Consider the following 21,877-nt stretch of genomic DNA (forward strand, 5'->3'; position numbering starts at 1 on the left):
TTGATAAAAAAGAAGCCAAGACATACATCTCAGCTCCTTGCTTATTTATATTTATCATTATAAGAATAAATTTAAAATGAAGTAAAAAAGACCGGCAATCAGTGCAGAAATAGGTAATGTAATCACCCATGTCACAATCATACGTTTTGCTGTATTCCAATGCACACCTTTAATTCGATTCGATGAGCCCACACCGAGAATTGAAGATGAAACAACGTGTGTAGTTGACAATGGAAAATGTAATGATGATGCGACAAAAATCGTTAACGCTGATGCTAAGTCTGCTGACGCCCCATTCGCAGGACGGATTTTCATGATATTACCACCGACAGTTTTAATGATTTTCCAACCACCGACTGCTGTACCTAAGCCCATTGCAGCAGCACAGGCAACTTTTACCCATAATGCTGGCTCGACACTTGTTTGCATATTCGCTACGATTAACGCCATTGTAATGATACCCATTGATTTTTGCGCATCATTCGTCCCGTGTGAGAACGACTGTAACGACGCAGTGAAAATTTGGAAAATACGGAAGTTACGGTTCGTACGTGTCAAATTCGCATTTCTAAATACACGTTTGACAATCGTATACATTACAAAACCTACAACGAACGCAATCACAGGCGATAAAATTAAAACAAGTACGATTTTTGTAAAACCTTGATAGTGTAATACATCAACTGAACCTGCAGAAGCAATCGCCGCACCAGCAATCGCACCGATTAACGCGTGTGAAGACGAACTCGGTATCCCATAAAACCAAGTGACTAAATTCCACACAATTGCAGCTAATATCGCGGATAATACAACGATGAGACCATTATCTAATGTAAATGGATCCACAATTTCTTTTGTAATTGTTGAAGCCACACCTGTAAATGTCAAAGCACCAATAAAGTTCATAATGGCCGCTAAGAAAATGGCTTGTCTCGGCGTTAAAGCACGTGTCGATACTGCTGTCGCTACGGCATTCGCTGTATCGTGAAATCCATTAATAAAATCAAATAATAACGAAAAGATAATGATAGCTACTGTAATAAGCAACAAAAACTCCATAAATGAGGACTCCCTTAGCTATTTTTCATTATGATTGTTTCAAAATTATTCGCAACAGCTTGGCAGCGGTCAGCAATATTTTCTAAACTTTCATAAATGTCTTTGATCTTAATTAAAGTGACAGGGTCTGTTTCACTATTAAAGATATGTTTAATGGATTGACGTAAAATACCATCACAATTTGTTTCGTATTCTTTAATATTGATTGAATGTACGCGCATGTGTGAAAGCTTTTTCTCTGTCATTAAGCCAATTGCTAATTTCATTTCCCCGATTGCTTTTTGAATATTATCTACAAACTCTAACATGTATTCATCTGTATATTCTATTGAGTACATTTCAAACATAGCGGACGTTTCTTCCATCGCATCTAAGACGTCATCAATCGCATTACACAACGACATAATGTCTTCACGTTCAATTGGTGTAATAAATGTTTGATTGAGATCTGTAATCACTTGATGCATCAATTCGTCACCATGTGATTCATACGTCTTCACGTTGTCGGCATAAGCTCGCAAATCTAAATGTGTGTTGAAATCCATTTTACCGAATTCAATTGCAGCTCGGTCTAAATTGAAAATCATATCCTCTAGACGCTCCATGAACTTATCCTTTTTCTTCCTAATCATGTTAAAATCCTCCATTCAGCGATTACCTAAATCACTATTGTAAAAGTTATGTTACTTTAATTATAAAATATTGTTAATCCTTTGTTAACTCAAAATATAATGTGCAGGCAGCATCACCTTTTTAACTTTCAATTTTATTAGTGCTCAATGTTTTCACATTTTTTCATAATCCTATTCGAAAATAGCACATATTTAAAGAAGCTACAATTAAATTTACAAAACCTTAACATTTTATTTTGTTAATGTATTTCACCTCTTAAAATCATCAACATATTTCATTAAATATATGTTTATTTTCGAAAATTCTGTAACCATTAAGGTATTATTAATCTCAAATGTAGGGGTATTATAAACTTTTTAAAGAATTTGAAAATATTTTTAAAGTTTAATTTAAAAGATTCATCCTATCAGCCACTCCCAAATATGATAAGCTTTTGTTATCATTCAAATGATTTATTGTTATATTTATAAAATATGTCATCCTTTTAAAACTAAATATATATCATCAGACAAAATGGCTGTGCGCTTATCTTTTTAGATGAAGCTGACGCGTTTTATATACTAAAAAAGCATGATAGAACCTCTATATTTCAAGATTTCTATCATGCCTTTAAAACGATTCAAAATAGTGACATGTTTTCATTACGTCATAATATCGGATTAAATTTTACTATTTTAAATCGAATATTTAATGCTACGTCGTGAATGCATGTAAGCGAGTAATGCAAATATAAAGTAGATGATTGCATAAATTCCCATTGCAACGAATACAGGTACAAAATTTTTACCATTCATTAATTCGTTAAAAGCTCTTGCAGCAAAACCAGCATGCAGTAAGCCGATGACTAAAGGCAAGCCAAAGTTAAACAACACCTTGAATGCCAATCCTTTAAACATATCTTGATGTGTATAACCCATTTTACGTAAAATTCGATAGTTTTGCATTTCGTCTTCAGTTTCATCCATTTGTTTAATATAGATAATACATCCTGCTGCAATAAGGAATGCTATACCTAAGAAGCTGCTTACGAATAAAAACATACCTGAGTATTGAAGTTGTTGTTCCAGTAGCGTTGTTCGGTTTTGTGGAATCTCTTTATTCAATTGCTGATTCCATTTTTCAGCTATTTTTAAGTCTTTTTTATTTTTTAAATCGAAACCAATCTGCGTTGCAGGACCATTTTGTTTATCATTGAGCTGTGTTGATTGTAGTGTCTTAAAATCTTGTTGATTCACAACTGCTAGAGATTGACCTAATATAATTTGATTGGCAACATAAAACTGATTTGAAATTTCTTTGACTTTTAATTGAACATGTTTCTTTTGGTCACCGAGATTTAACTGGATACCTTCTTTTAACCCAGAGATATTGTTTGCTACACCATAACCATTCACAAATACGACTTCACCTTTATTTACCTTTACATCATCAATTTCTGAATCACTTGTAACGGGTGTCACATCAAAATCTTTATTAATATCACTATTTTCTGTTAAAATCGGTACATCGATCATGTGTAATGCTTTCTTTTGATAAGGTATATTATTTGCTTTTAATTTATCTTCGAACTGTTGCGCGGGTTTCGTTTTCATATAGGTGAATTCATTTGGAGTCATCATGTCAACATTATTTTCTATATTGGCCTGACCTATCGTTGCAAATGATAAAACTGTTATAGTTATAGCAGATATTATACCAATTGCAGTTAAAGAAAATGCATTTTTCTTCATTCTATGCATAATTGATGAGGTAAATACCACATCTGTAACATTAACATAGCCTCTTTTACTCTGCTTTAGCGTCTTGAAAATCAATGATACAGAACTTCTAAAGAAAAAGTACGCCCCTAAAACCGTTGTAAATAGAATCGTAGGTACCAATATGAGCAATAATCTTACATCTTTTAACATAATAACTGATAAGTAATAACCGACACCTATCATTAAAATACCGAGTACACCTAAAATAACATCTCTTTTAGTAATATGTGCTTGCGGTGCTTCGGTTTGCTTAACATCATTCATCATTTGTATAATCGAGCGTCGCTTCAGAAAAAGGAAGCTTTGCACCATAATTAATAGAAACGATAAAATTACAAGAGACAAAGTAATCAGTAATGCTTGAGGTTCAAATGTTATTTTGATTTCAATTGGCAAATGTGCAACATTTTTAATAATCAATAACAATAAGCGAGAACCGAATAAGCCAAGTATCACCCCCACAAAGGTTGTAGAAATGAATATAACACTTTGTTCTATTCCCAGCATGCGCATTAGGTCTTTACGAGACAATCCAATCAATTGAAATAATGCAAAACTTTGCGTGCGTCTCTTAATAAATAAACGATTCGCATAAAGTAAAAAGACGATGATAATTATAAAGAGAAATTTTTCTCCAATTCCTGCAGCTTTATTCAATAATTCTGCTGACTCTGAATGTGCAATATCGTCAGTATATTTTAAAGTCACAAAGCTAAAATATAGCATTGTGCTTAGCAGCAAAGAAAATAAATATATTGCATAATGTCTTAAGTTCTGTCTAAAGTTTTTAAGTACAATATGATTAAAACGCATGTTGCACACCACCTAACACACTTTGGTTTTGAATAATTTCTTGGTAAAAGTGTGAAGCGGGTTTATCGCCTTGATATAACTCTGTATGAATTTGACCATCCTTCAACATAATAACACGATTCGCATAACTTGCTGCTACCGGATCGTGTGTGACCATCACAATCGTCGTCTTCATGTGGCGATTAATCATATCTAAACGTTTCAACAAATCTTGTGCACTCTTAGAATCCAATGCCCCAGTAGGTTCATCCGCAAAAATAATAGCTGGTTTGCCAATTAAAGCACGCGCCGCTGCCGTTCTTTGCTTTTGACCTCCAGAGATTTCATTTGGATATTTTTGACTTAAATCAGTTATTCCAAGCGCATCCGTCACTTCTTGGTAGCGTTGCTCTGCTTCAGATTTGTTAATTTTTCTAATAGACAAAGGTAACATTATATTTTCACGTACTGTCAAAGTATCTAAAACATTATAATCTTGAAATATAAAACCGACATTTTGTTTTCTGAATTGAGAGAGCTGTTTGTTGGACATTCGCGTGATGTCTTGCTTGTTCACTTCAATTGTTCCTCTTGATACATAATCAATTGAACTTAAAACATTTAATAATGTCGTCTTACCTGAACCAGAAGGCCCCATAATTGCTATAAATTCGCCTTCTTCAACTTTGAAATTAATGTCTTTTAAAACTTCAAAGCTTTGTTTTTTATTCCCATATATTTTACTCACATGACTCACATTTAAAATGGACACGATTCCTCACTCCTTCATCAAATTTATATTGTTATTTTATCGAGAATACAATGATTAATCGTGCGTATCATGTGACAAAACGCATGCCTCATGTGACACTTTTGTCACTTTGACATACGCGCAATATTTTCGTTCTGCTTTGGGAAATGAATCGAGACCGTTGTACCTTCACCTACTTCGGAATCAACAGTCACTTGAATACCTAAAGCGTCACGTACAGCATCTACTAAGTAAAGCCCCATTCCCGAAGAAACACGTTGATAGCGCTTATTTTTACCAGTGTAGCCTCTTTTAAATATACGTGGCAAATCGTGTGCAGCTATACCGCTTCCTCTATCTTGAATATGTAAGTGCACTTGCTCATATTTAAATGTCGTATAAATCGAAATATCAGCATGATTAGAGTATTTAATTGCGTTCGATATAATTTGACGAATCACCATCCGAATCCACCGCTTATCCGTATAAACGGTCAATGTGTTTGACACAGATAAATCAAAACCTATCCCTTTTTGTAAACAGAGGTGGCGTGTTTGTTGTATTTCTTCAATCAAAATGCTACGTAATTTAACACTTTCGAAATACATATCGTTAGATTGATGATTAAGTCTCGCTATAAACAACTGTTGATCGAGCATATAATCAATACGGGACCATTCAAACATTAATTGATGTCGGCGTTCACTGTTTTCTTCTTTTTCAATCAACAATTTTAAAGCTGTAACAGGCGTTTTAATGTCATGAATGAACTCCGTCATACTTTGTTCACTTAAATTAATCCAATGCTGCTGTTCACCAATAGATTGTTGGAGTTGTCGTATTTTCACTTGTAAATAATCTAAAGTCACTTTTTCAAAAGGCGACTCAGCTAAGTGACGATGCAATAAAGATTCTACTTCTGAATATGTTTCCAGTCGTTGATAAAAACGAGTTTCTTTCATATAGGTGCGTATTAAAAAAGCGAGCGTTATAAACCACTTTAAGCCTATGAAATACCACAAGCTATTAAGCGATATCATTTCGTCCAAAGCACCGAGCAATAAAAAAAGTAAATCCAGAGTAATTAATAAGCCAATCCAAGCAATGCGTTCTTTTAAAAAAAAGAGTACCCACTTAATTGTTTTCATGTGCAAGATAGCCTTTCCCTACTTTTGTTTCTATTACCCTATCCAAGCCAATATCGGCTAATTTTTTACGTAAACGATTAACATTCACAGTTAATGTATTATCACTCACAAATGCTTCATCATCCCATAAAGCTGTCATCAACGTATCACGGGATACAATTTGATTTTTATGCTTGAGTAAAATCTCCAAAATAAGCATTTCCGTTTTAGATAACACTGCTGTTTGTTCTGTTCTTACTATCGTTCCTTTAGACAAATCTACAACACTGTCTCGCCACAAGATGGTCCGTCGTTCTTCTTGATTATATTGATACACACGCCGAAAAATAGCTTGTAATTTCGCAATAAGTACAGGCATATGAAACGGTTTTTGTATATAGTCATCTGCACCGATTTCCATACTCATCACTTGATCCATTGGATGATCACGTGATGATATAAATATAATCGGTACATTCGCATGCTGCCGAATTTGTCGTGTCCAATGGAAACCATCAAATTTGGGCAATGTAATATCCATCAAAATAATATGCGGGTCCGCTTGTTGATACTCTTGAAAAACTTTGTCAAAATCTTGAATACAAGTAACATGATAATCCCATGACATCAATGCCTCAGTGATTTGTTGACATAATGTTTGATCATCTTCTACCAATAATATATCCAAACCCGTCACTCCTTCGTATAATGCAAATCTTCACCGTTTTGTTGGCGATCATAATAATTTTGAATACGACATTTCGTATCAAACCCTCTCACAAGCATTTGAAAAAATGGGACTTGAATAAAATAGCTAACCGGCCACCATGCTCTTGGAATATAGTCAAATAAATGGACAATGACCACATCTAATTGCTGAATATAACGAAATTCTATAATTGCGTGTTTTCCATCTTTAACTTTTGCTATACGTCCTTTGATCAATTTGAGTCTATAAAGCATGTTATCTATTTTATTCATTTCAAATACCATCAACAACCGCTTTTGCTTTTTGTCGTACACCTCAATTTGATGATTCACGTATCGAATTGAAACACGTGTCCCAGGTGTTTGCGTCAACCATACCCCCATTTGATGGATAAAACTGTCTAAAGGCCACTTCAATGGTTTCGGAATATGATGTACTAGGCGTATATCATTATATTTGGCACCTTGGAATTCAACAGAAATATGTGGACGGTTGATTTGTTTGCTTGTAAAACGCACAGGCACACCGTACACGCCTAATTGCTGTATCGTTTCATCGTCAAATTGACTGCCTTTAACATAGATGATTTCTTTGACACCTTGTTGTGCAGCAGCCCGTCCGAAATTATCAGCAGCAATCATGTTTAAGTCTTTAGCTAATGCTCTTGTCATCTTAGCCGAATGCTTCGTTGGATCTAAAAAGTAAACCGCGATATCTATGTCGCGCATCGCTCTTAGAACGTCGAGATAATTGTAAATATCAGCCTCAATCCAATTCACTGCTGAATGCGCTTGATTTTTAGGATACTTAGAAATCGTATGGATGCAACAACGCTCAGCAAGTGTATGAATGAGTGTTTTTCCAATATAACCTGTCCCACCAGCTAGTAACACATTGGGTTTCATAGTGAACTCCTTTCCGATCAATACCTTGTATTTAACAGCTTATCTGTGCTATAGAAATTTCCTAAATATCTTATTTTGCGTTACAATAAATGTAAATATCTATTAATGATGAGGCGCACGAAAAACATGAAATGGAGTTGAAAGCATGTCAGTAACAATTAGAGAAGTCAGTATTAACGATGTCAATGCATTCACCGCACTGATGCAACAAGTCTTTGAAGAGTCAGAATATATGCTTTATGATCCTGGCGAATATATGCCCTCATTTGAAAATGCCATTTCAAAGATGGAAGAAGTCATCACTTCACCCCATTTAGCCATTTTTGTTGCTCAAAAAGAAGAGCAACTTGTCGGCTATCTAACAGTTAAAACAAAGACGCTTCATCGGATTGCACATATTGCTGAAATATCTATTGGTGTATTACGTCAATACCAAAATGCAGGCATAGGCTATCAACTTCTTCAACAATGTATTGAATGGTGTCGTCAACACGAGGTTACACGCCTTTCTCTAAGCGTTGTTACTGAAAATAAAGCAGCTGTTCAATTCTATAAACGCGCAGGATTCAATATTGAGGGTGAACTCCAACATACACTCAAAATTGACAATCGTTACTACAACTCATTTGTCATGGCTTATTTGTTATCTTCTCCTTCAAGTCCGACACCTTAATAACTCTATTTTATCATTTTATGAAGTTCGGCTCACATAATCGTCATTTTTTATATTTAAAAGCACTGAAATCTATTAAAATGATGTATATTCCATAAAGTTAGGTTTTTAGTCCTATTTTTAGAATGCACATCGACAGTTAAAGATTTCAGTGCTTGTAATTAGTTATCATATGGATTTAAGTTAATTTCAGTGTGATCCGTATCCTTATTATCTGTACCAACTTGTGTGCCTGTTGTATTTCTACTTAAAAAGCTTAGAACTTTTTGAATATTCTTTTTGGATTCTGGTTTATTGAGATGAAATTGGTATTGATGTTTCAAGTGATGTGTTCCATCAAAGAAAAATCGATCCACTGAGACCCCTTTCTCTTCTAATGCATGCGCGAAACTTTCATTTTGACTCATAAAAGGGTCATCATCCCCTACAGATAAAAATGTCGATGGAAAATCTTTAGTAATTTGATTCTCTGTTGACATTTCAGCAATATTTTTAGAACTCATCTCCCATTTTTTTACACCTAAGTAACTTCTCATAAATAAATTAATTCTCGGAAATTCCGTCGAACGCACGGTTTTCATATCATAAAATCCACCAAAGAAAATAGCTGCTTTCAGTTGTTCTGGCTTAAATTGCTGTTCAAATCCCATATCAGCACGCAATTGTGGATTCGTTTGAATAGCTGTAAACTGACTGTTAATTTGTGCGCCCGCAGAATCCCCACCGATAATCACTTCATCTAAATTAATGGGTAACTCTTGCTCGTGCGCCTTAATAAAACGAACTGCATTGTCCATTTGAATGAGTGGTGTCGGATATTGATATTCCGGAGCCAACGCATAATTGACATTAACCACAACATAACCGCGCTCTACAAATTGCGCCAATAAAGGGTTTTTATATTGCTTATCCCCTGCGATAAAGCCACCGCCGTGTGCCCAAAAAATTACAGGGAGTTGTTCATCAGCACTTACATGCTTAGGCATAATAACGTCGAGTTGACTATTCGGCAAGCCTTCCATGTAAGTAATGTCTTTAAATACTGAAACATTTTTATTTTGAATTGATACTTTATTTTGTTCCTCTCTTGATAGTCGAGGTTCAAAAAAATAGCCGGCGATGAGACCGGCTATAACGAGTAAAATGATTGATGTAATCAAAATCCATCTTTTTCTACGATTTGTCATTCCAATCTTTCCTTTCGGAAAAATTGTAACATATCCTATTAATTAAGCAATGAATTTCTTATCTTGTGATTTTCTATAGAAGTATTTCACGACTACTGCAACAACGATAAATAGACCGATAACCCCCATCATTGGATAAACGACAGCGATTAAACCTTCAAAGCCTACGAAACTCAATGCGTATGCTAATGGGACAATAATAGAAATCATTAAATAATAACGCTTAGTATATGGTGATGTAAAACGTGCGGCGAATGAATAAGATAAACCTAAAATCGTATTATACATGACTGCTAACATCACGATAGAAAGTACAAATGTTAAAATAGGTGATATTTTTCCAGCTAAAACTAATGTAGGAATTGCTGCATCTTTAATCTCTGTATATTCAGAGTGAAGCGCAAAGTTGATTAAACCTAATAGTACGAGATAGACAACACCACCGATTAAGCCGCCTAAACCTGAAACTAAACGTTTAGATGCATCGCCACCGATAGCTACAAGTGTACTAAAACCTACTGCGAAAGCTAAACCACCATAGTTAAAACCATTCCAAATCGCGATACCTAAATTCGGCTTTTCCACTACACTGTTGATTTTTGAAAATGGAATAGAACCTTGGAATAATGATGCTGCGGCAATCAGTACAACTAACACAATCAGTACCGGTGTCACAATACCTAATGCACGCACAATCTTATTGAAGTCCATTAATAACGTAATATAAACGACAATACACATAATCAATGCGCCAAGCCATGTTGGCACGCCGAAACTTTCATTAAATGTTGAACCTGCACCTGCAATCATCGTAATCGTTACAGCATACAATGATAAAATTAAAACGTAATCAATCACAAGTCCAAGTTTTTTACCAAATAAATACTCTAGTGTTGATCCATGGTTTTCCGCGTCAAAAGCTGTTCCAATTTTCGCAACTTGACGACCGATAAATGTCAAGATTAACCCCGAAATCACCACACCTATATAGGAATAAATACCGAACTGACTAAAAAATTGCAGTACTTCTTGACCTGTAGAGAAGCCGGCACCGACCACTACCCCTACATAGGCAAAAGCTATCTTTATAGCTTCACTATATTTTTTCATACTGTTTTGACCTCCTCGTTAGCAAAACACGTTAAACATTAAAACATATTCATTCATTAATTTCAAATTTCATCAAGTTACAAAAACATCTGCATCCCTTGATACAACAGCGTTCATGACATCATCAAATTCATTTCCACTCTATTTTTTATACCCTTAATCGAATAAACAAACGCTATAATGTATTGTTTTTGTATTTTTATTCATATTCAAAGAAAAATTAAGGGCAATTTCTTATAAGAATGCAAAAAACATGGAAAAATTGCATTATTTTTTCATCATGACACTTGAAGTAATTATTTTATAACACGCATTTTATCGAAATTTCATATTAATTGTAACATTATACATAACTAAACAGAAATATTAATTTTTAAAAATGAAGCGCATTCTATTTGAAAACGAGACCGACTTTCTGCCCTTAGCCTTGTCTTTTAAAGTGACAATGCATAAGAAAAAAGACTAAGAAAACTTCATTTCCTAGCCCCTAAAACCACGATTTAATCATTGTTCTGATGATTGTGAAGCAGCTTCTCGTAATTTCTTTTCTTTAGAAGCGTTTGTTAATCTAAACGCGAAGAAAATACCTATTACAATCAAAACAATTGCGAAAATATAAGCACTGTGCATCCCCATAGTCATCGCTTTGTTGAGGATGACTTGTGTCACATGCTCATGTTTTGAAATTTCGTTATTTTGTACGCCTGAAACGATACCTACAAACACCGCAATACCTGTTGCCCCTGCAATCGGTTGTAGGACGTTAAAAATCGCTGTGCCGTGTGGGTACTTATCTTGCGGCAAAGCATTTAAACCATTGGTACTTGCTGGCATCATAATAGAAGCAATGCCGACCATGAGTACAATATAAGCAATCACAAAGACATAAACCGGAATACCTGGATGAATCGTCGTGTAGAATATCGCTACTGCTAAGAGTAAAAACAAACCAGGAATAACCATTTTACGAGGTCCAAATTTGTCAAACAAACCTCCCATAAACGGTGAAAGTAGACCATTTAACAAAGCTCCCGGTAGTAAAATAAGGCCTGCAACTTTAGCAGAGAATCCCATTGGTCCTTGTAAATACATCGGCATAACAATTTCAGACGCAAACATACTCATCATCACAATAACAAAAATAATCATCCCTTTACGGAAATTGTGATAATGCAACACGCGAAAATCTAAAATAGGTTCCTCTAAAATAAACTGTCGACGTATAAAAGCGCCAATACTAATTAATCCAATAACGAGTGGTACGGCGATTTGCCAATTCAATAAGCCGCCATCTACAGAACTCACTTTGGACACACTGAAGATTAATCCTGTAATACCGACCGTTGATAAAACAATTGACAGTATATCGATTTTGGGTCGTGTGACTTCTCCAACATTTTTCAAGAAAATAAATGCAAATACAAATGTAAATAACATAAACGGAATGACGATAAAAAACAACCAACGCCATCCTAAATAGTCAACAATGACACCTGATAAAGTCGGCCCTAGTGCAGGTGCGAACATAATAATCAATCCAAACGTCCCCATAACACGCCCTCTCACTGACTCATCAAATAAAAGTAGCATCGCATTCATAATAAGCGGAATCATCAAGCCAGTCCCCACTGCTTGAATCATTCGCCCTGTTAATAACATCGGAAAATTCACAGCAAAACCTGACACGAATGAACCTACTGTAAAAATGACGAGTAGCCCTAAAAATAATCGTCTTGTCGTAAACCATTGAATAATTAACGCTGAAAGTGGTGAAACAATCCCCATAATCATCATAAAACCACTAGCCATCCACTGCACAGTCGTTCTAGAAATATCAAAGTAATGCATCAGCTCTTGTAATGCAATATTCAATAATGTTTCATTTAAAATCATGAAAAAAGCACCAATGAGAAATACCGTCATAATCATTTTTGAATAACTTTTGTTCTCCATAATTCAACTCCCTCTTTTTTTCGAATTGGTTTATTATACACAAATCGACAATAAATAGATACATATACAATTTTCTTTTCAATAATTCATTTCAACTTCATTAAAATATCAGTATTATACTTCAAATTACACCACTTATATTCCCGCGTTGCGTAGTTCTCAAAACCACTTCATTAGTGAATCAATATTTTTTGATAAAACAGAGAAATAGGTTCGCGCAATCTGTATCCACACCTTAAACATCAACGCAAAAAAACCATCCAATGCTTGAATCACATCGAATGGTTACTATTCAAAAAAATTATGCATCTTTATAATGACTTAATTGGTCAAAGTCAACAACCACTTGATCCATACGTTTTGCAGTATCTTTCAATACATTACGCGCTACTTTATTGCTCGGATCAAGTTTTAAAATTTGTTTCGAAACTTCGAAAGCTTTTTTATCAGAAATCACAGGTTCCGGAAGTGCATGTAACAATAACATTTGCAACAAGCTCTTCACCTCTTTCCCCTTCGTCAAATCAATAGAAGATTCGGCATGATAATACGCTGCCTCAATTGCACCTGGCACGTCACTTAAAGGGTATACGAGTAATAGAAAAGCTAAGTCATGGATTTCAGTTGTTTCTTCTTCTTTAATCATGTACAACAAACAAGTGTAATACATGACACTTTCATCTTCATACGCACTGGAAATATAGGCTTCTTCAAATTCTAAAAAATCAGTGGCAGACATTAAATTTTTCACTGCATCAAATTCGCCGTTTAAGACATGTCTCTTTATTAAATCTTGCATGGCTCGTCCTCCTGAATGTGCCATAGTCCAATCACTTTCATCTTAACATACTTGCTAAAAGAATACAGATTGGCGAATCACATTAAGTCCAATTTTATCAAATTTTTTAATACAATGAACATTTTAACATATTTTATAGAAATATACTTCAATCTTGAGGCTGAAATTATAGAGAACGTGTGCGGTACATCAAATATAAGAAATAAGGTGCACCAATCACAGCAACGATTAACCCGGTAGGTAAGCCACTCGGTTGTAAGAGAATTTTGCCGAGAGTATCTGAAACAACGAGCAATAATGCCCCTATTATAATGGCTATCGGTAAGAAAAGTTGATGTCTCGGACCGACGATGGATTTTGCGATATGAGGGCCCATTAAACCGATGAAACCTATTGCACCGGCGACAGCGACTGCAACACTTGAAAGCGTCACGGCTACTAAAACTAAAATGAAGCGTTCTTTATTCAGTCGAATACCCAATGCTTTAGACACCGTATCGTTCGTATTTAAAATGTTAAGTGTTTCTAACTTGATGAATAAAAATGGCACTAAAACAATGAGCCATGGTAAAAAGGCAAACACAAACGGCCATGTATCACCCCATATATTTCCTGCTAACCAAGTTGCAATAAATTCAGATTGCTCTTTATTAAAGGTCGCCATAATCGTGAGTGCCGCACCAGATAATGCAGTGGCCATCCCGACACCGATCAACACCATACTTGCAGGAGAAAGCCCTTTGTCGCCTTGGTAACTCAATATGAAAATGGCGAGCGCCGTTCCTAATCCCCCAATCATACTGACGATAGGTAAAGCGTAGACAAATTGATTGGCGTGTATTTGACCTAAAGAGATGAACAACGCGATAGCAAAACCGCTTCCTGCATTGATGCCTAAAATGCCTGGTTCAGCGAGAGGGTTTTTAGTGACACTTTGTAATACAGCACCACTCATACTTAAAGCAATACCCGCTAGCAATGTAATGACGACACGCGGTAAACGAAAATCAATTAAAATGAGTCGATCTGCCGCATCACCTTGTCCTAGAAAAGTCTGAATAATCTGGCCGTATGACATCGCATATTCACCCGTCGTCAAATTCCATGCGATTGCGAGCATTAAAAGTACAAGCGCGCTAATGAATGTCAACTGCTGCTTTCGTTTTAAACGCGGATGAATCATAGTGTACGTCCTCCTTTACGAATTAAATAGAAAAAGTAAGGGACACCTATGAAGGAGATAACGGCACTCATTGGCGCTTCACCTAACAGTCTCGCTACGAGGTCCGCACCTAAGACGAGTGTACCACCTACTACCGCAGTCATTGGAAGTACTTTCATGTAATCAGTACCGACCCAAAAACGTACGATATGCGGGACGATGAGACCGACAAATGCAATCTGACCGACCATCGCTACAGAAACCCCTGCGAGTAACATCGATAAAATTAAAGCTACTGCGCGGACCACCTTTATATTTTGACCGAGTCCTACAGCTAATGCATCACCCAAACTTAAAATTGTCAACTGTCGACTCATCAATATCAATAAAATTAAAGACACTAAAATGATTGGCACGCTGATTTGAATTTGTTGCCAATTTGTGCCTGATACACCACCAGCGCTCCAAAAGTTAATGGATTGATTGAGACGAAAAATGAGCGCCACACCTTGACTGAGTGCCGTTAACAGCGCACTGACAGCAGCACCGGCTAAAATGAGGCGCATTGGGTTAAAACCATCTCGTCTCGACGCACCAATTGTCATCACAATAGCGCCACCTAGCATCGCACCGATAAATCCAGCAATAATATGCATAATAAATGACGCGCCTGGAAACAGTGCGAAAGTGAGCGCTAAAGCAAAAGCAGCCCCAGCATTTAAACCAACTAAGCCGGGGTCTGCAAGTCCATTTTTAGAGACACCTTGAATAACGGCACCCGCTGTTGCAAGCGCCATCCCTACAAGCACAGCACCGATATTTCGAGGGATTCGAACTTCTGAAATCACATTATGTGCTTGGATTTTTGGATTATAATGAAAAATTGCTTCAAAAATGGTACTTAAATTCACATGCGCTTCACCTAACAAAGTCGCGATGATAAACACTATAAACAATACGATAACGGCACAGACAAACTGTACCACATCGTTCCACTTCATATTCACTCTTTTTTTCAACATGTTCTATACTCCGTTTATCCAACCTTTAGGCTTTTTCGTAATGTTTACACAAGAGGTTGTACGTCACGAGCATCGGTTTACCTGTACGTGGATCTGTACTTAACTCTGCATCAATATTAAATACGCGTTCTAAAATTTCATTCGTCAGTACTTCATGCGTATCACCTTGTTTAATAATATCGCCATCTTTCATCGCGATGAGATGATCTGAAAAACGAATCGCTTGGTTAATATCGTGTAATACCATAATAATTGTCGTACCGTGTTCAGCATTCAGTTCTTGTACGAGTTCTAAAATTTCAAGTTGATGCGAAATATCTAAATACGTTGTCGGTTCATCGAGAAAAATAATGTCTGTCTTTTGTGCGAGCGCCATCGCAATCCAAACACGTTGACGTTGCCCACCACTTAAATCATTTACTGCACGATGCTTAAAATCTATCGTTCCTGTCACACGCATCGCCCAATCAATCGCTTTTTTATCTTCTTCGTTCAAACGACCAAAGCCCTTTTGATGTGGAAAACGACCATAAGAAACAAGTTCTCCAGCCGTTAAACCATCCGCCACATCCGGAGATTGAGGTAAAATCGCTATTTTTTTAGCTATTTCTTTTGTTGACTGGACATGGATATTTTTGCCGTCTAAACAAATTTCACCACTTTTTGTATTTAATAATCGAGATAGTGCTTTTAATAATGTTGATTTGCCACAGCCATTTGGTCCAATAATTGAAGTAATGGCACCGTCTGGAATTGCGACATCTAAATTATCAACAATGACACGGTCACCGTACCCAATTGTGACCTCTTTACCTGTTAATCTACTCATCGTCATCCTTCTTTCTTAAAACGATTACGCCCTTGCACGCAATCCATCACGTGATTAAGGCGTTACTGTTCACACTCACCACGAATCGTAAGCTTTTCATTCCCTAATACTATGAAATCTATATACATTTTATGCAATTGATAATCATTATCATGTTTACGTCAAGTATATCATCATTTATCAAAAATTTCTAACTCAAAATAATCTCAATTGAACTTCATCAATATACTTACGTGTACGCATTCATCTAAAAGTTTTGATTCACTCATATTAAAAAAGCTACTTTTAAACTTCTATACTGCCCAAATCACACATAAAAAGAAGCTGAGACATCGTGAAATGCCCAGCCCTTCATCAACTTTTAATCTTCTACTAAAAATCCATTACCATAAACGTCACGCACGTCATGCACGACTACGAACGCACTATGATCAATTTTACGAATCAAACGTTTAGTCCGTGACAATTGCGTTTTACTAATTACGGCATAAAGCACGTCCGTTTCTTGTTTAGAGAAATAACCGCGCCCATTTAAAATAGTCACACCTCTACCTATATCTTCATCAATCATTTTAGCGATACGGTCAGGTTCCTTAGAAATAATCGTCACTGCCTTTTTAGGATTTAACCCTTCAATGACGAAATCCATCACTTTTGTACCGATATATAAACTAATCACGGTTAAAAGTGCGCGATCTAACGGAATCACTGTCAATGAAATCAAGACGACAATTAAGTCAAAAAAGAGCAATGCATAAGGTGTACTGACGTCTAAATATTTATTCGCAATACGTGCCAAAATTGTCGTTCCAGCTGTCGTACCACCGGCTAAAACGATAACGCCAATACCTAAACCGACTGAAAACCCACCAAACACAGCATTAATAATGAGATCATCTGATTTGACTTGCCAAGTATGCGTTAAACTTAAAAATACAGAAATTAATATTGTAGCGACAATCGTTAAATACATACTTCTTTTACTTAAAAATTTGTAACCAATCGCAATCAATACCGCATTAACGACAAAGTTAATAATGGCAGGCGACCAGTGAAACGCATAATAAAGTACGATAGCGAGACCTGTCACGCCACCTTCACCGAGATCACCGGCGATGACAAATGCATTGACCCCCGCTGAAAAAATAAATGCTCCAACGATAACTAATAACAAATCTCTTATTGTTCTGCTCACCCAATGATTCCTCCCATTCTTTTGTATCATTTCTAACTCGTCATAAGCCATACTATCACAACTTTGTGACAAAACGAACCCCTTGAGTGACAACTCTTTTCAACAACAGCAAAATAAAATTTTAAATTTCTGAATATTTTGTTTACTTTTGATAAAGATGTGTGTATAATAGAAATTACCTTATTTGTTGCTAGTCATCTAGTCAACAAGAGGCCATCTCCTTTGTGTTTTTTTATAGTACAAGAGATTTTTTGCTCGAGATTGATATCATGCTCGAATATCAATCAAAATTATTCATTTCCCGTCTAAGGCAGTTCAGCATCAGCTGGGCTGCTCTATTTTTATGCGCAATGTGTCCGCTTGTCATTGAAAGTGTCTCACCAACATAAGAAAGAGGCTCAGACATCGTTTAGTCCAAACCCCTAGTCCCTATATTCAAAACGTTGTGATTTATTCACAAGCGGTTGATTTTACCACGCGAATAAACCTACAAAACCAGCTGTTAATAATGATACTAAAATACCTGCTAATAACATCATTGGTACATATTTAGATACAAAGTCAGATGTTTTTTCATTCACAATACCTTTTAACGTACCGATAATCATACCGATTGTTGAGAAGTTTGCAAATGAGATTAAGAATGTTGAAATGACTGCACGACGGTGTGGTGCGTAATCATTAACTTCTCCTGCGATTTGACCCATAACCACAAATTCATTCGTTACAATTTTCTTCGCCATATTTTGTGCAACTAACCATGCTTCATCTAATGGTAAACCGAGTAATAATGCGAATGGATACATGAATACACCTAAAATTTGGTCAAGACCGAAGCTGCCTTTCGCATTGAATAAGTGACCAATACCACCAGTAACTAAGTGAATTAAACGGTCTGCTAATTCTGCTAATGCGACGAAACTGATAACGAAAGCGATAATGATTAATACTAATTTACCAGCATTCAACACAGAGTCACCAAGGAATGAGAAGAATGGTTGACGTGCTTCATTTGCGCGTAAATCATAAATCACATCTTCGTCTACTTCAACTTTCACAGGGTTTAATATAGATGCAACGATCATCGCGTTGACAATGTTTAAAGGAATCGCTGTCAATACCAATTCACCTGGAATCATTGTGACATAAGCACCAACAATCGCACCAGATACTGAACTCATCGACATCATTGCTAATGTAAGTACACGTGTTTCTTTCATACGTTTCAATTGTTCACTTGAAACCGCAAGTGCTTCAGTGTTTCCTAAGAACATCATTTCAATACCGAAGAATGCCTCGAATTTAGGTTGACGTGTAATTTTTGCAAGCACCCAACCAATTCCGCGCATAATCCATGGCAAGATACGTAAATACATCAAGATATCAAAAAGTGGCACAACTAATAAAATTGGGAATAACGCTGCTACTGCCATGTCCAATTGTTTTGGCGCTGTGAAGCTATGGAATGCAAAGCCAATCCCTGCAAACGAAGCATCAATGACCCAAGAAATCCCTTCAGCTGCTTTTTTAACGACGAGCGTACCAGCTGGGAAATACACAAAGAACCATGCCAAAATCAAGTTAAGGATAACAAGTGTCGCAATAGAAGCCCATTGAATGTTTTTACGGTCACGTGAGAATAAAAATGCAACCCCTAAAAAGACAAACAATCCAATAATGTTAATAATCAAATACATAAGGATATACCTCTTACCTTTCAACTGTTTTTTAACACCATTAGTATACCACGACGTTTACATACTGAGAATATATTTTTTTCACTGTCATTTAAGTTCAATTCATCTAAACACGATGCGATTTAATTCAATTTTTATTTTGGCAATTTAAAATGTTTCGACTGAAATTCGATATTTTTTCACATTTGGCACCAAAAAGTTATTGCCTACAAATAAAAACCGGCTTATTCTATAGTTAAGTGAAAATGATTATCATTAACGATAAGTAGGTGTGCGTATGTTACATATTGGAAATGCTAAAATCGGAAAACAATATCGTGTCAAAGAATTAGATACAGACAATGTCCATTTAAAGCATCGTTTACGAGCCCTAGGTTGTGTAGAAGGATGTCAAATTTCTGTCCACCAAAAAGGATTATTCAAAGGACCCTGTACATTAAAAGTGAATGGTCAATATATTTGTATTCGTAACTGTGATGCTTGCGAAATTAGATTGGAGCATGCTTATGAGTAATGCATATTGTATTTTAGGGAATCCGAACGTAGGAAAAACTTCTCTTTTTAACGTTTTAACCGGCTCATATGAATATGTAGGAAACTGGAGCGGTGTCACAGTAGATAAAAAGGTCGGTCAACTTAAGAAAAATTCTGGTCACTTAATTGACTTACCAGGGATTTACGACTTAGTTCCCATTTCCCGTGATGAAACTGTCGTAACAGATTATTTACTGCATGAAAAATTCGACGGCATGATCAACATTATCGATGCAGCTCAAATTAAACGAAATTTTAATTTAACTGTGCAATTGTTAGAATATGGCGCGCCATTGCTCATCGGTTTGAACATGATTGACGTGGCAAATAAACGCGGAATCCAGATTGACCATCAACGTTTAATGCGTCAATTGCATATCCCGATTATTCCCGTTATCGCACGTACCGGTAAAGGTAGTGATGAAGTGCTCAATGCGCTTGCTGACCTTGCTGACCATCACGTTTCAAGACAACGACCTTTAAAAATCCATTATGGTAACGCCGTTGAAACTTTACTAACGCAACTTGTCAAAGCGTTACCTACGACGCTTTCATTAGAGCAACGTCATTACCGTTTTTTGGCCATTCAATATTTACTTAATAATCCAGCTGTATTGCGCTACTTAGATGAAGAAACGATTCAACAATTTGAGACATTGACGACACAGTTCAAACAATTAAATACCATCGACCTTGAACAACATATTTTGAAATGTCGCCAACAGTATATCGATACATTGCTTGCTGAAGTCGTGACTTATCCAGATTCAGAGCGTCAACATTTGACTGAACGGATCGATGCGTTGCTCACACATAAAGTACTGGGTATCCCTATCTTTTTAGGGATGATGTGGCTCATCTTTCAAATCACGTTTACTTGGATTGGAACACCGCTTTCTGATCAATTGGACGCATTTTTTGGAGGTCCTTTAACGGATCAAACGGTCAATTTAATGGATAAAATTGGTATTTATCCGGAACTTCAAGACTTAGTGACAGACGGTATTATTGCGGGTGTAGGTGGCGTACTCGTGTTCATCCCACAAATTTTAGTCCTGTTCTTCTTCATTTCATTACTAGAAGATTCAGGCTACATGGCACGTATTGCAGTTATTATGGATCGAATGATGGAAAAATTCGGCCTTAACGGCAAGTCATTTATTCCGATGATTATCGGTTTCGGTTGTAACGTACCAGGTATTATGGCTGCCCGTAGTATCGAAGAAGAAAAAGAGCGACTTACGACCATTTTAATCGCACCGTTCATGTCATGTTCTGCGCGACTTCCAGTATATGGTCTGTTCGTAGCGATTTTCTTCGCACAACATCAAGCACTTGTCGTGTTAAGTTTATACGTATTAGGCATTGTCGTCGCATTACTCGTGAGTTGGTTGTTGTCTAAAACGGTACTTAAAAAAGACACATCTATTTTCGTTATAGAATTACCGCCATATCGATTACCTTCAATTAAAACATTATGGCGTAGCACTTGGGAAAAAGGAAAAGGCTTCGTTAAAAAAGCAGGTACATTTATTTTTGCAGGTTCTGTTGTCATTTGGTTACTCAATTACACGGGGCCATCTGGTGTTGATGTACCTATCAATCAAAGTTTCTTACATATAATTGGTGCGGCTATTGCGCCACTGATCACACCACTTGGATTCAGTTCATGGCAAACCGCTGCGACACTGATTCCTGGATTTTTAGCTAAAGAAGTCATTATTAGTTCCATGGCCATTATTTTTGCGGTCAGTGAAGATAGTCTCGTCTCTACTGTATCAACACATTTCACAGCACTATCAGCCTATTCATTCATGGTCTTTATTTTACTTTACACACCATGTTTAGCGACAGTCGCTGCAATACGTAAAGAAACCCCTTCATGGAAATGGACCATGCTTGCTGTGACGTACCCAATCACCATTGCATATGTGTTGTCATTCTTAGTCTATCAAATTGGTTCGTATTTTTTATAGGAGG

19 protein-coding genes are annotated in these 21,877 nt (G+C 36.3%); 3 read left to right on the plus strand and 16 right to left on the minus strand.

Going from position 1 to position 21,877, the window contains the following annotated elements:
* Positions 1-57: 57 nt before the first annotated feature.
* From GZH82_RS11450 to GZH82_RS11480, 7 genes are all read right to left on the minus strand, one after another.
* Positions 58-1,059: an inorganic phosphate transporter gene (locus tag GZH82_RS11450; RefSeq protein WP_162682591.1), complete on the minus strand. Its 1,002-nt coding sequence runs from the start codon at positions 1,057-1,059 to the stop codon at positions 58-60.
* A gap of 14 nt (positions 1,060-1,073) precedes the next feature.
* On the minus strand, positions 1,074-1,691 hold the full coding sequence (locus tag GZH82_RS11455) for a DUF47 domain-containing protein (protein WP_014614598.1): 618 nt from the start codon (positions 1,689-1,691) through the stop codon (positions 1,074-1,076).
* Between the two features lie 675 nt (positions 1,692-2,366).
* Positions 2,367-4,265: an ABC transporter permease gene (locus GZH82_RS11460; protein ID WP_162682592.1), complete on the minus strand. Its 1,899-nt coding sequence runs from the start codon at positions 4,263-4,265 to the stop codon at positions 2,367-2,369.
* Positions 4,255-5,016, minus strand: coding sequence for an ABC transporter ATP-binding protein (locus GZH82_RS11465; RefSeq protein WP_162682593.1), 762 nt, complete (start codon positions 5,014-5,016; stop codon positions 4,255-4,257). The genes GZH82_RS11460 and GZH82_RS11465 overlap by 11 nt, the downstream gene beginning before the upstream one ends.
* Positions 5,017-5,120: 104 nt before the next feature.
* Complete coding sequence (locus GZH82_RS11470) at positions 5,121-5,957, minus strand: sensor histidine kinase (RefSeq protein ID WP_238989571.1); 837 nt, start codon at positions 5,955-5,957, stop codon at positions 5,121-5,123.
* 172 nt (positions 5,958-6,129) lie between these two features.
* Complete coding sequence (locus tag GZH82_RS11475) at positions 6,130-6,810, minus strand: response regulator transcription factor (RefSeq protein ID WP_162682595.1); 681 nt, start codon at positions 6,808-6,810, stop codon at positions 6,130-6,132.
* A 5-nt stretch (positions 6,811-6,815) separates the two neighbouring features.
* Complete coding sequence (locus GZH82_RS11480) at positions 6,816-7,736, minus strand: NAD(P)H-binding protein (RefSeq protein WP_162682596.1); 921 nt, start codon at positions 7,734-7,736, stop codon at positions 6,816-6,818.
* Positions 7,737-7,881: 145 nt separating this feature from the next.
* Between GZH82_RS11480 and GZH82_RS11485 the strand changes: the two genes are divergently transcribed.
* Positions 7,882-8,409: a GNAT family N-acetyltransferase gene (locus GZH82_RS11485; protein ID WP_162682597.1), complete on the plus strand. Its 528-nt coding sequence runs from the start codon at positions 7,882-7,884 to the stop codon at positions 8,407-8,409.
* Positions 8,410-8,570: 161 nt separating this feature from the next.
* Here the strand turns inward: GZH82_RS11485 and GZH82_RS11490 are convergent, their stop codons facing one another.
* From GZH82_RS11490 to GZH82_RS11530, 9 genes are all read right to left on the minus strand, one after another.
* The gene (locus GZH82_RS11490; protein ID WP_162682598.1) at positions 8,571-9,596 is read right to left on the minus strand and encodes an alpha/beta hydrolase; all 1,026 of its coding nucleotides are present in this window, start codon (positions 9,594-9,596) and stop codon (positions 8,571-8,573) included.
* Between the two features lie 42 nt (positions 9,597-9,638).
* The gene (locus tag GZH82_RS11495) at positions 9,639-10,706 is read right to left on the minus strand and encodes a YkvI family membrane protein (RefSeq protein WP_162682599.1); all 1,068 of its coding nucleotides are present in this window, start codon (positions 10,704-10,706) and stop codon (positions 9,639-9,641) included.
* A 504-nt stretch (positions 10,707-11,210) separates the two neighbouring features.
* Positions 11,211-12,659: an MDR family MFS transporter gene (locus tag GZH82_RS11500; RefSeq protein WP_162682600.1), complete on the minus strand. Its 1,449-nt coding sequence runs from the start codon at positions 12,657-12,659 to the stop codon at positions 11,211-11,213.
* A 301-nt stretch (positions 12,660-12,960) separates the two neighbouring features.
* The gene (locus GZH82_RS11505; protein ID WP_096544033.1) at positions 12,961-13,458 is read right to left on the minus strand and encodes a hypothetical protein; all 498 of its coding nucleotides are present in this window, start codon (positions 13,456-13,458) and stop codon (positions 12,961-12,963) included.
* A gap of 166 nt (positions 13,459-13,624) precedes the next feature.
* Positions 13,625-14,641: a FecCD family ABC transporter permease gene (locus GZH82_RS11510; protein ID WP_162682601.1), complete on the minus strand. Its 1,017-nt coding sequence runs from the start codon at positions 14,639-14,641 to the stop codon at positions 13,625-13,627.
* Complete coding sequence (locus tag GZH82_RS11515; RefSeq protein WP_162682602.1) at positions 14,638-15,642, minus strand: FecCD family ABC transporter permease; 1,005 nt, start codon at positions 15,640-15,642, stop codon at positions 14,638-14,640. Before GZH82_RS11515 ends, GZH82_RS11510 begins: the two co-directional genes overlap by 4 nt.
* A 25-nt stretch (positions 15,643-15,667) precedes the next feature.
* Entirely contained in the window at positions 15,668-16,471 is an 804-nt protein-coding gene (locus GZH82_RS11520; RefSeq protein WP_086428356.1) for an ABC transporter ATP-binding protein, read from the minus strand.
* Positions 16,472-16,832: 361 nt separating this feature from the next.
* The gene (locus tag GZH82_RS11525; protein WP_457853121.1) at positions 16,833-17,696 is read right to left on the minus strand and encodes a YitT family protein; all 864 of its coding nucleotides are present in this window, start codon (positions 17,694-17,696) and stop codon (positions 16,833-16,835) included.
* 440 nt (positions 17,697-18,136) lie between these two features.
* The gene (locus GZH82_RS11530) at positions 18,137-19,363 is read right to left on the minus strand and encodes a NupC/NupG family nucleoside CNT transporter (protein ID WP_162682604.1); all 1,227 of its coding nucleotides are present in this window, start codon (positions 19,361-19,363) and stop codon (positions 18,137-18,139) included.
* Positions 19,364-19,640: 277 nt separating this feature from the next.
* Here GZH82_RS11530 and GZH82_RS11535 point away from each other — a divergent pair, with 277 nt between their 5' ends.
* Together GZH82_RS11535 and feoB are read left to right on the plus strand one after the other, a co-directional pair.
* The gene (locus GZH82_RS11535; RefSeq protein WP_162682605.1) at positions 19,641-19,877 is read left to right on the plus strand and encodes a FeoA family protein; all 237 of its coding nucleotides are present in this window, start codon (positions 19,641-19,643) and stop codon (positions 19,875-19,877) included.
* Positions 19,870-21,873 (plus strand): ferrous iron transport protein B, encoded by a 2,004-nt coding sequence (feoB, locus tag GZH82_RS11540; RefSeq protein WP_162682606.1) that lies wholly within the window; start codon positions 19,870-19,872, stop codon positions 21,871-21,873. Before GZH82_RS11535 ends, feoB begins: the two co-directional genes overlap by 8 nt.
* Positions 21,874-21,877 lie beyond the last annotated feature (4 nt).

It is taken from the genome of Staphylococcus sp. MI 10-1553 (genome assembly GCF_010365305.1).
In the GTDB taxonomy this organism is placed as follows: Bacteria; Bacillota; Bacilli; order Staphylococcales; family Staphylococcaceae; genus Staphylococcus.

Coding starts and splice junctions, on each gene's coding strand:
- GZH82_RS11460 (WP_162682592.1), bottom strand. CDS start 4,265: ATGCGTTTTAATCATATTGTACTTAAAAACTTTAGACAGAACTTAAGA.
- GZH82_RS11455 (WP_014614598.1), bottom strand. CDS start 1,691: ATGATTAGGAAGAAAAAGGATAAGTTCATGGAGCGTCTAGAGGATATG.
- GZH82_RS11505 (WP_096544033.1), bottom strand. CDS start 13,458: ATGCAAGATTTAATAAAGAGACATGTCTTAAACGGCGAATTTGATGCA.
- feoB (WP_162682606.1), top strand. CDS start 19,870: ATGAGTAATGCATATTGTATTTTAGGGAATCCGAACGTAGGAAAAACT.
- GZH82_RS11535 (WP_162682605.1), top strand. CDS start 19,641: ATGTTACATATTGGAAATGCTAAAATCGGAAAACAATATCGTGTCAAA.
- GZH82_RS11510 (WP_162682601.1), bottom strand. CDS start 14,641: ATGATTCATCCGCGTTTAAAACGAAAGCAGCAGTTGACATTCATTAGC.
- GZH82_RS11500 (WP_162682600.1), bottom strand. CDS start 12,659: ATGGAGAACAAAAGTTATTCAAAAATGATTATGACGGTATTTCTCATT.
- GZH82_RS11480 (WP_162682596.1), bottom strand. CDS start 7,736: ATGAAACCCAATGTGTTACTAGCTGGTGGGACAGGTTATATTGGAAAA.
- GZH82_RS11525 (WP_457853121.1), bottom strand. CDS start 17,696: ATGATACAAAAGAATGGGAGGAATCATTGGGTGAGCAGAACAATAAGA.
- GZH82_RS11515 (WP_162682602.1), bottom strand. CDS start 15,642: ATGTTGAAAAAAAGAGTGAATATGAAGTGGAACGATGTGGTACAGTTT.
- GZH82_RS11520 (WP_086428356.1), bottom strand. CDS start 16,471: ATGAGTAGATTAACAGGTAAAGAGGTCACAATTGGGTACGGTGACCGT.
- GZH82_RS11450 (WP_162682591.1), bottom strand. CDS start 1,059: ATGGAGTTTTTGTTGCTTATTACAGTAGCTATCATTATCTTTTCGTTA.
- GZH82_RS11495 (WP_162682599.1), bottom strand. CDS start 10,706: ATGAAAAAATATAGTGAAGCTATAAAGATAGCTTTTGCCTATGTAGGG.
- GZH82_RS11470 (WP_238989571.1), bottom strand. CDS start 5,957: ATGAAAGAAACTCGTTTTTATCAACGACTGGAAACATATTCAGAAGTA.
- GZH82_RS11490 (WP_162682598.1), bottom strand. CDS start 9,596: ATGACAAATCGTAGAAAAAGATGGATTTTGATTACATCAATCATTTTA.
- GZH82_RS11485 (WP_162682597.1), top strand. CDS start 7,882: ATGTCAGTAACAATTAGAGAAGTCAGTATTAACGATGTCAATGCATTC.
- GZH82_RS11530 (WP_162682604.1), bottom strand. CDS start 19,363: ATGTATTTGATTATTAACATTATTGGATTGTTTGTCTTTTTAGGGGTT.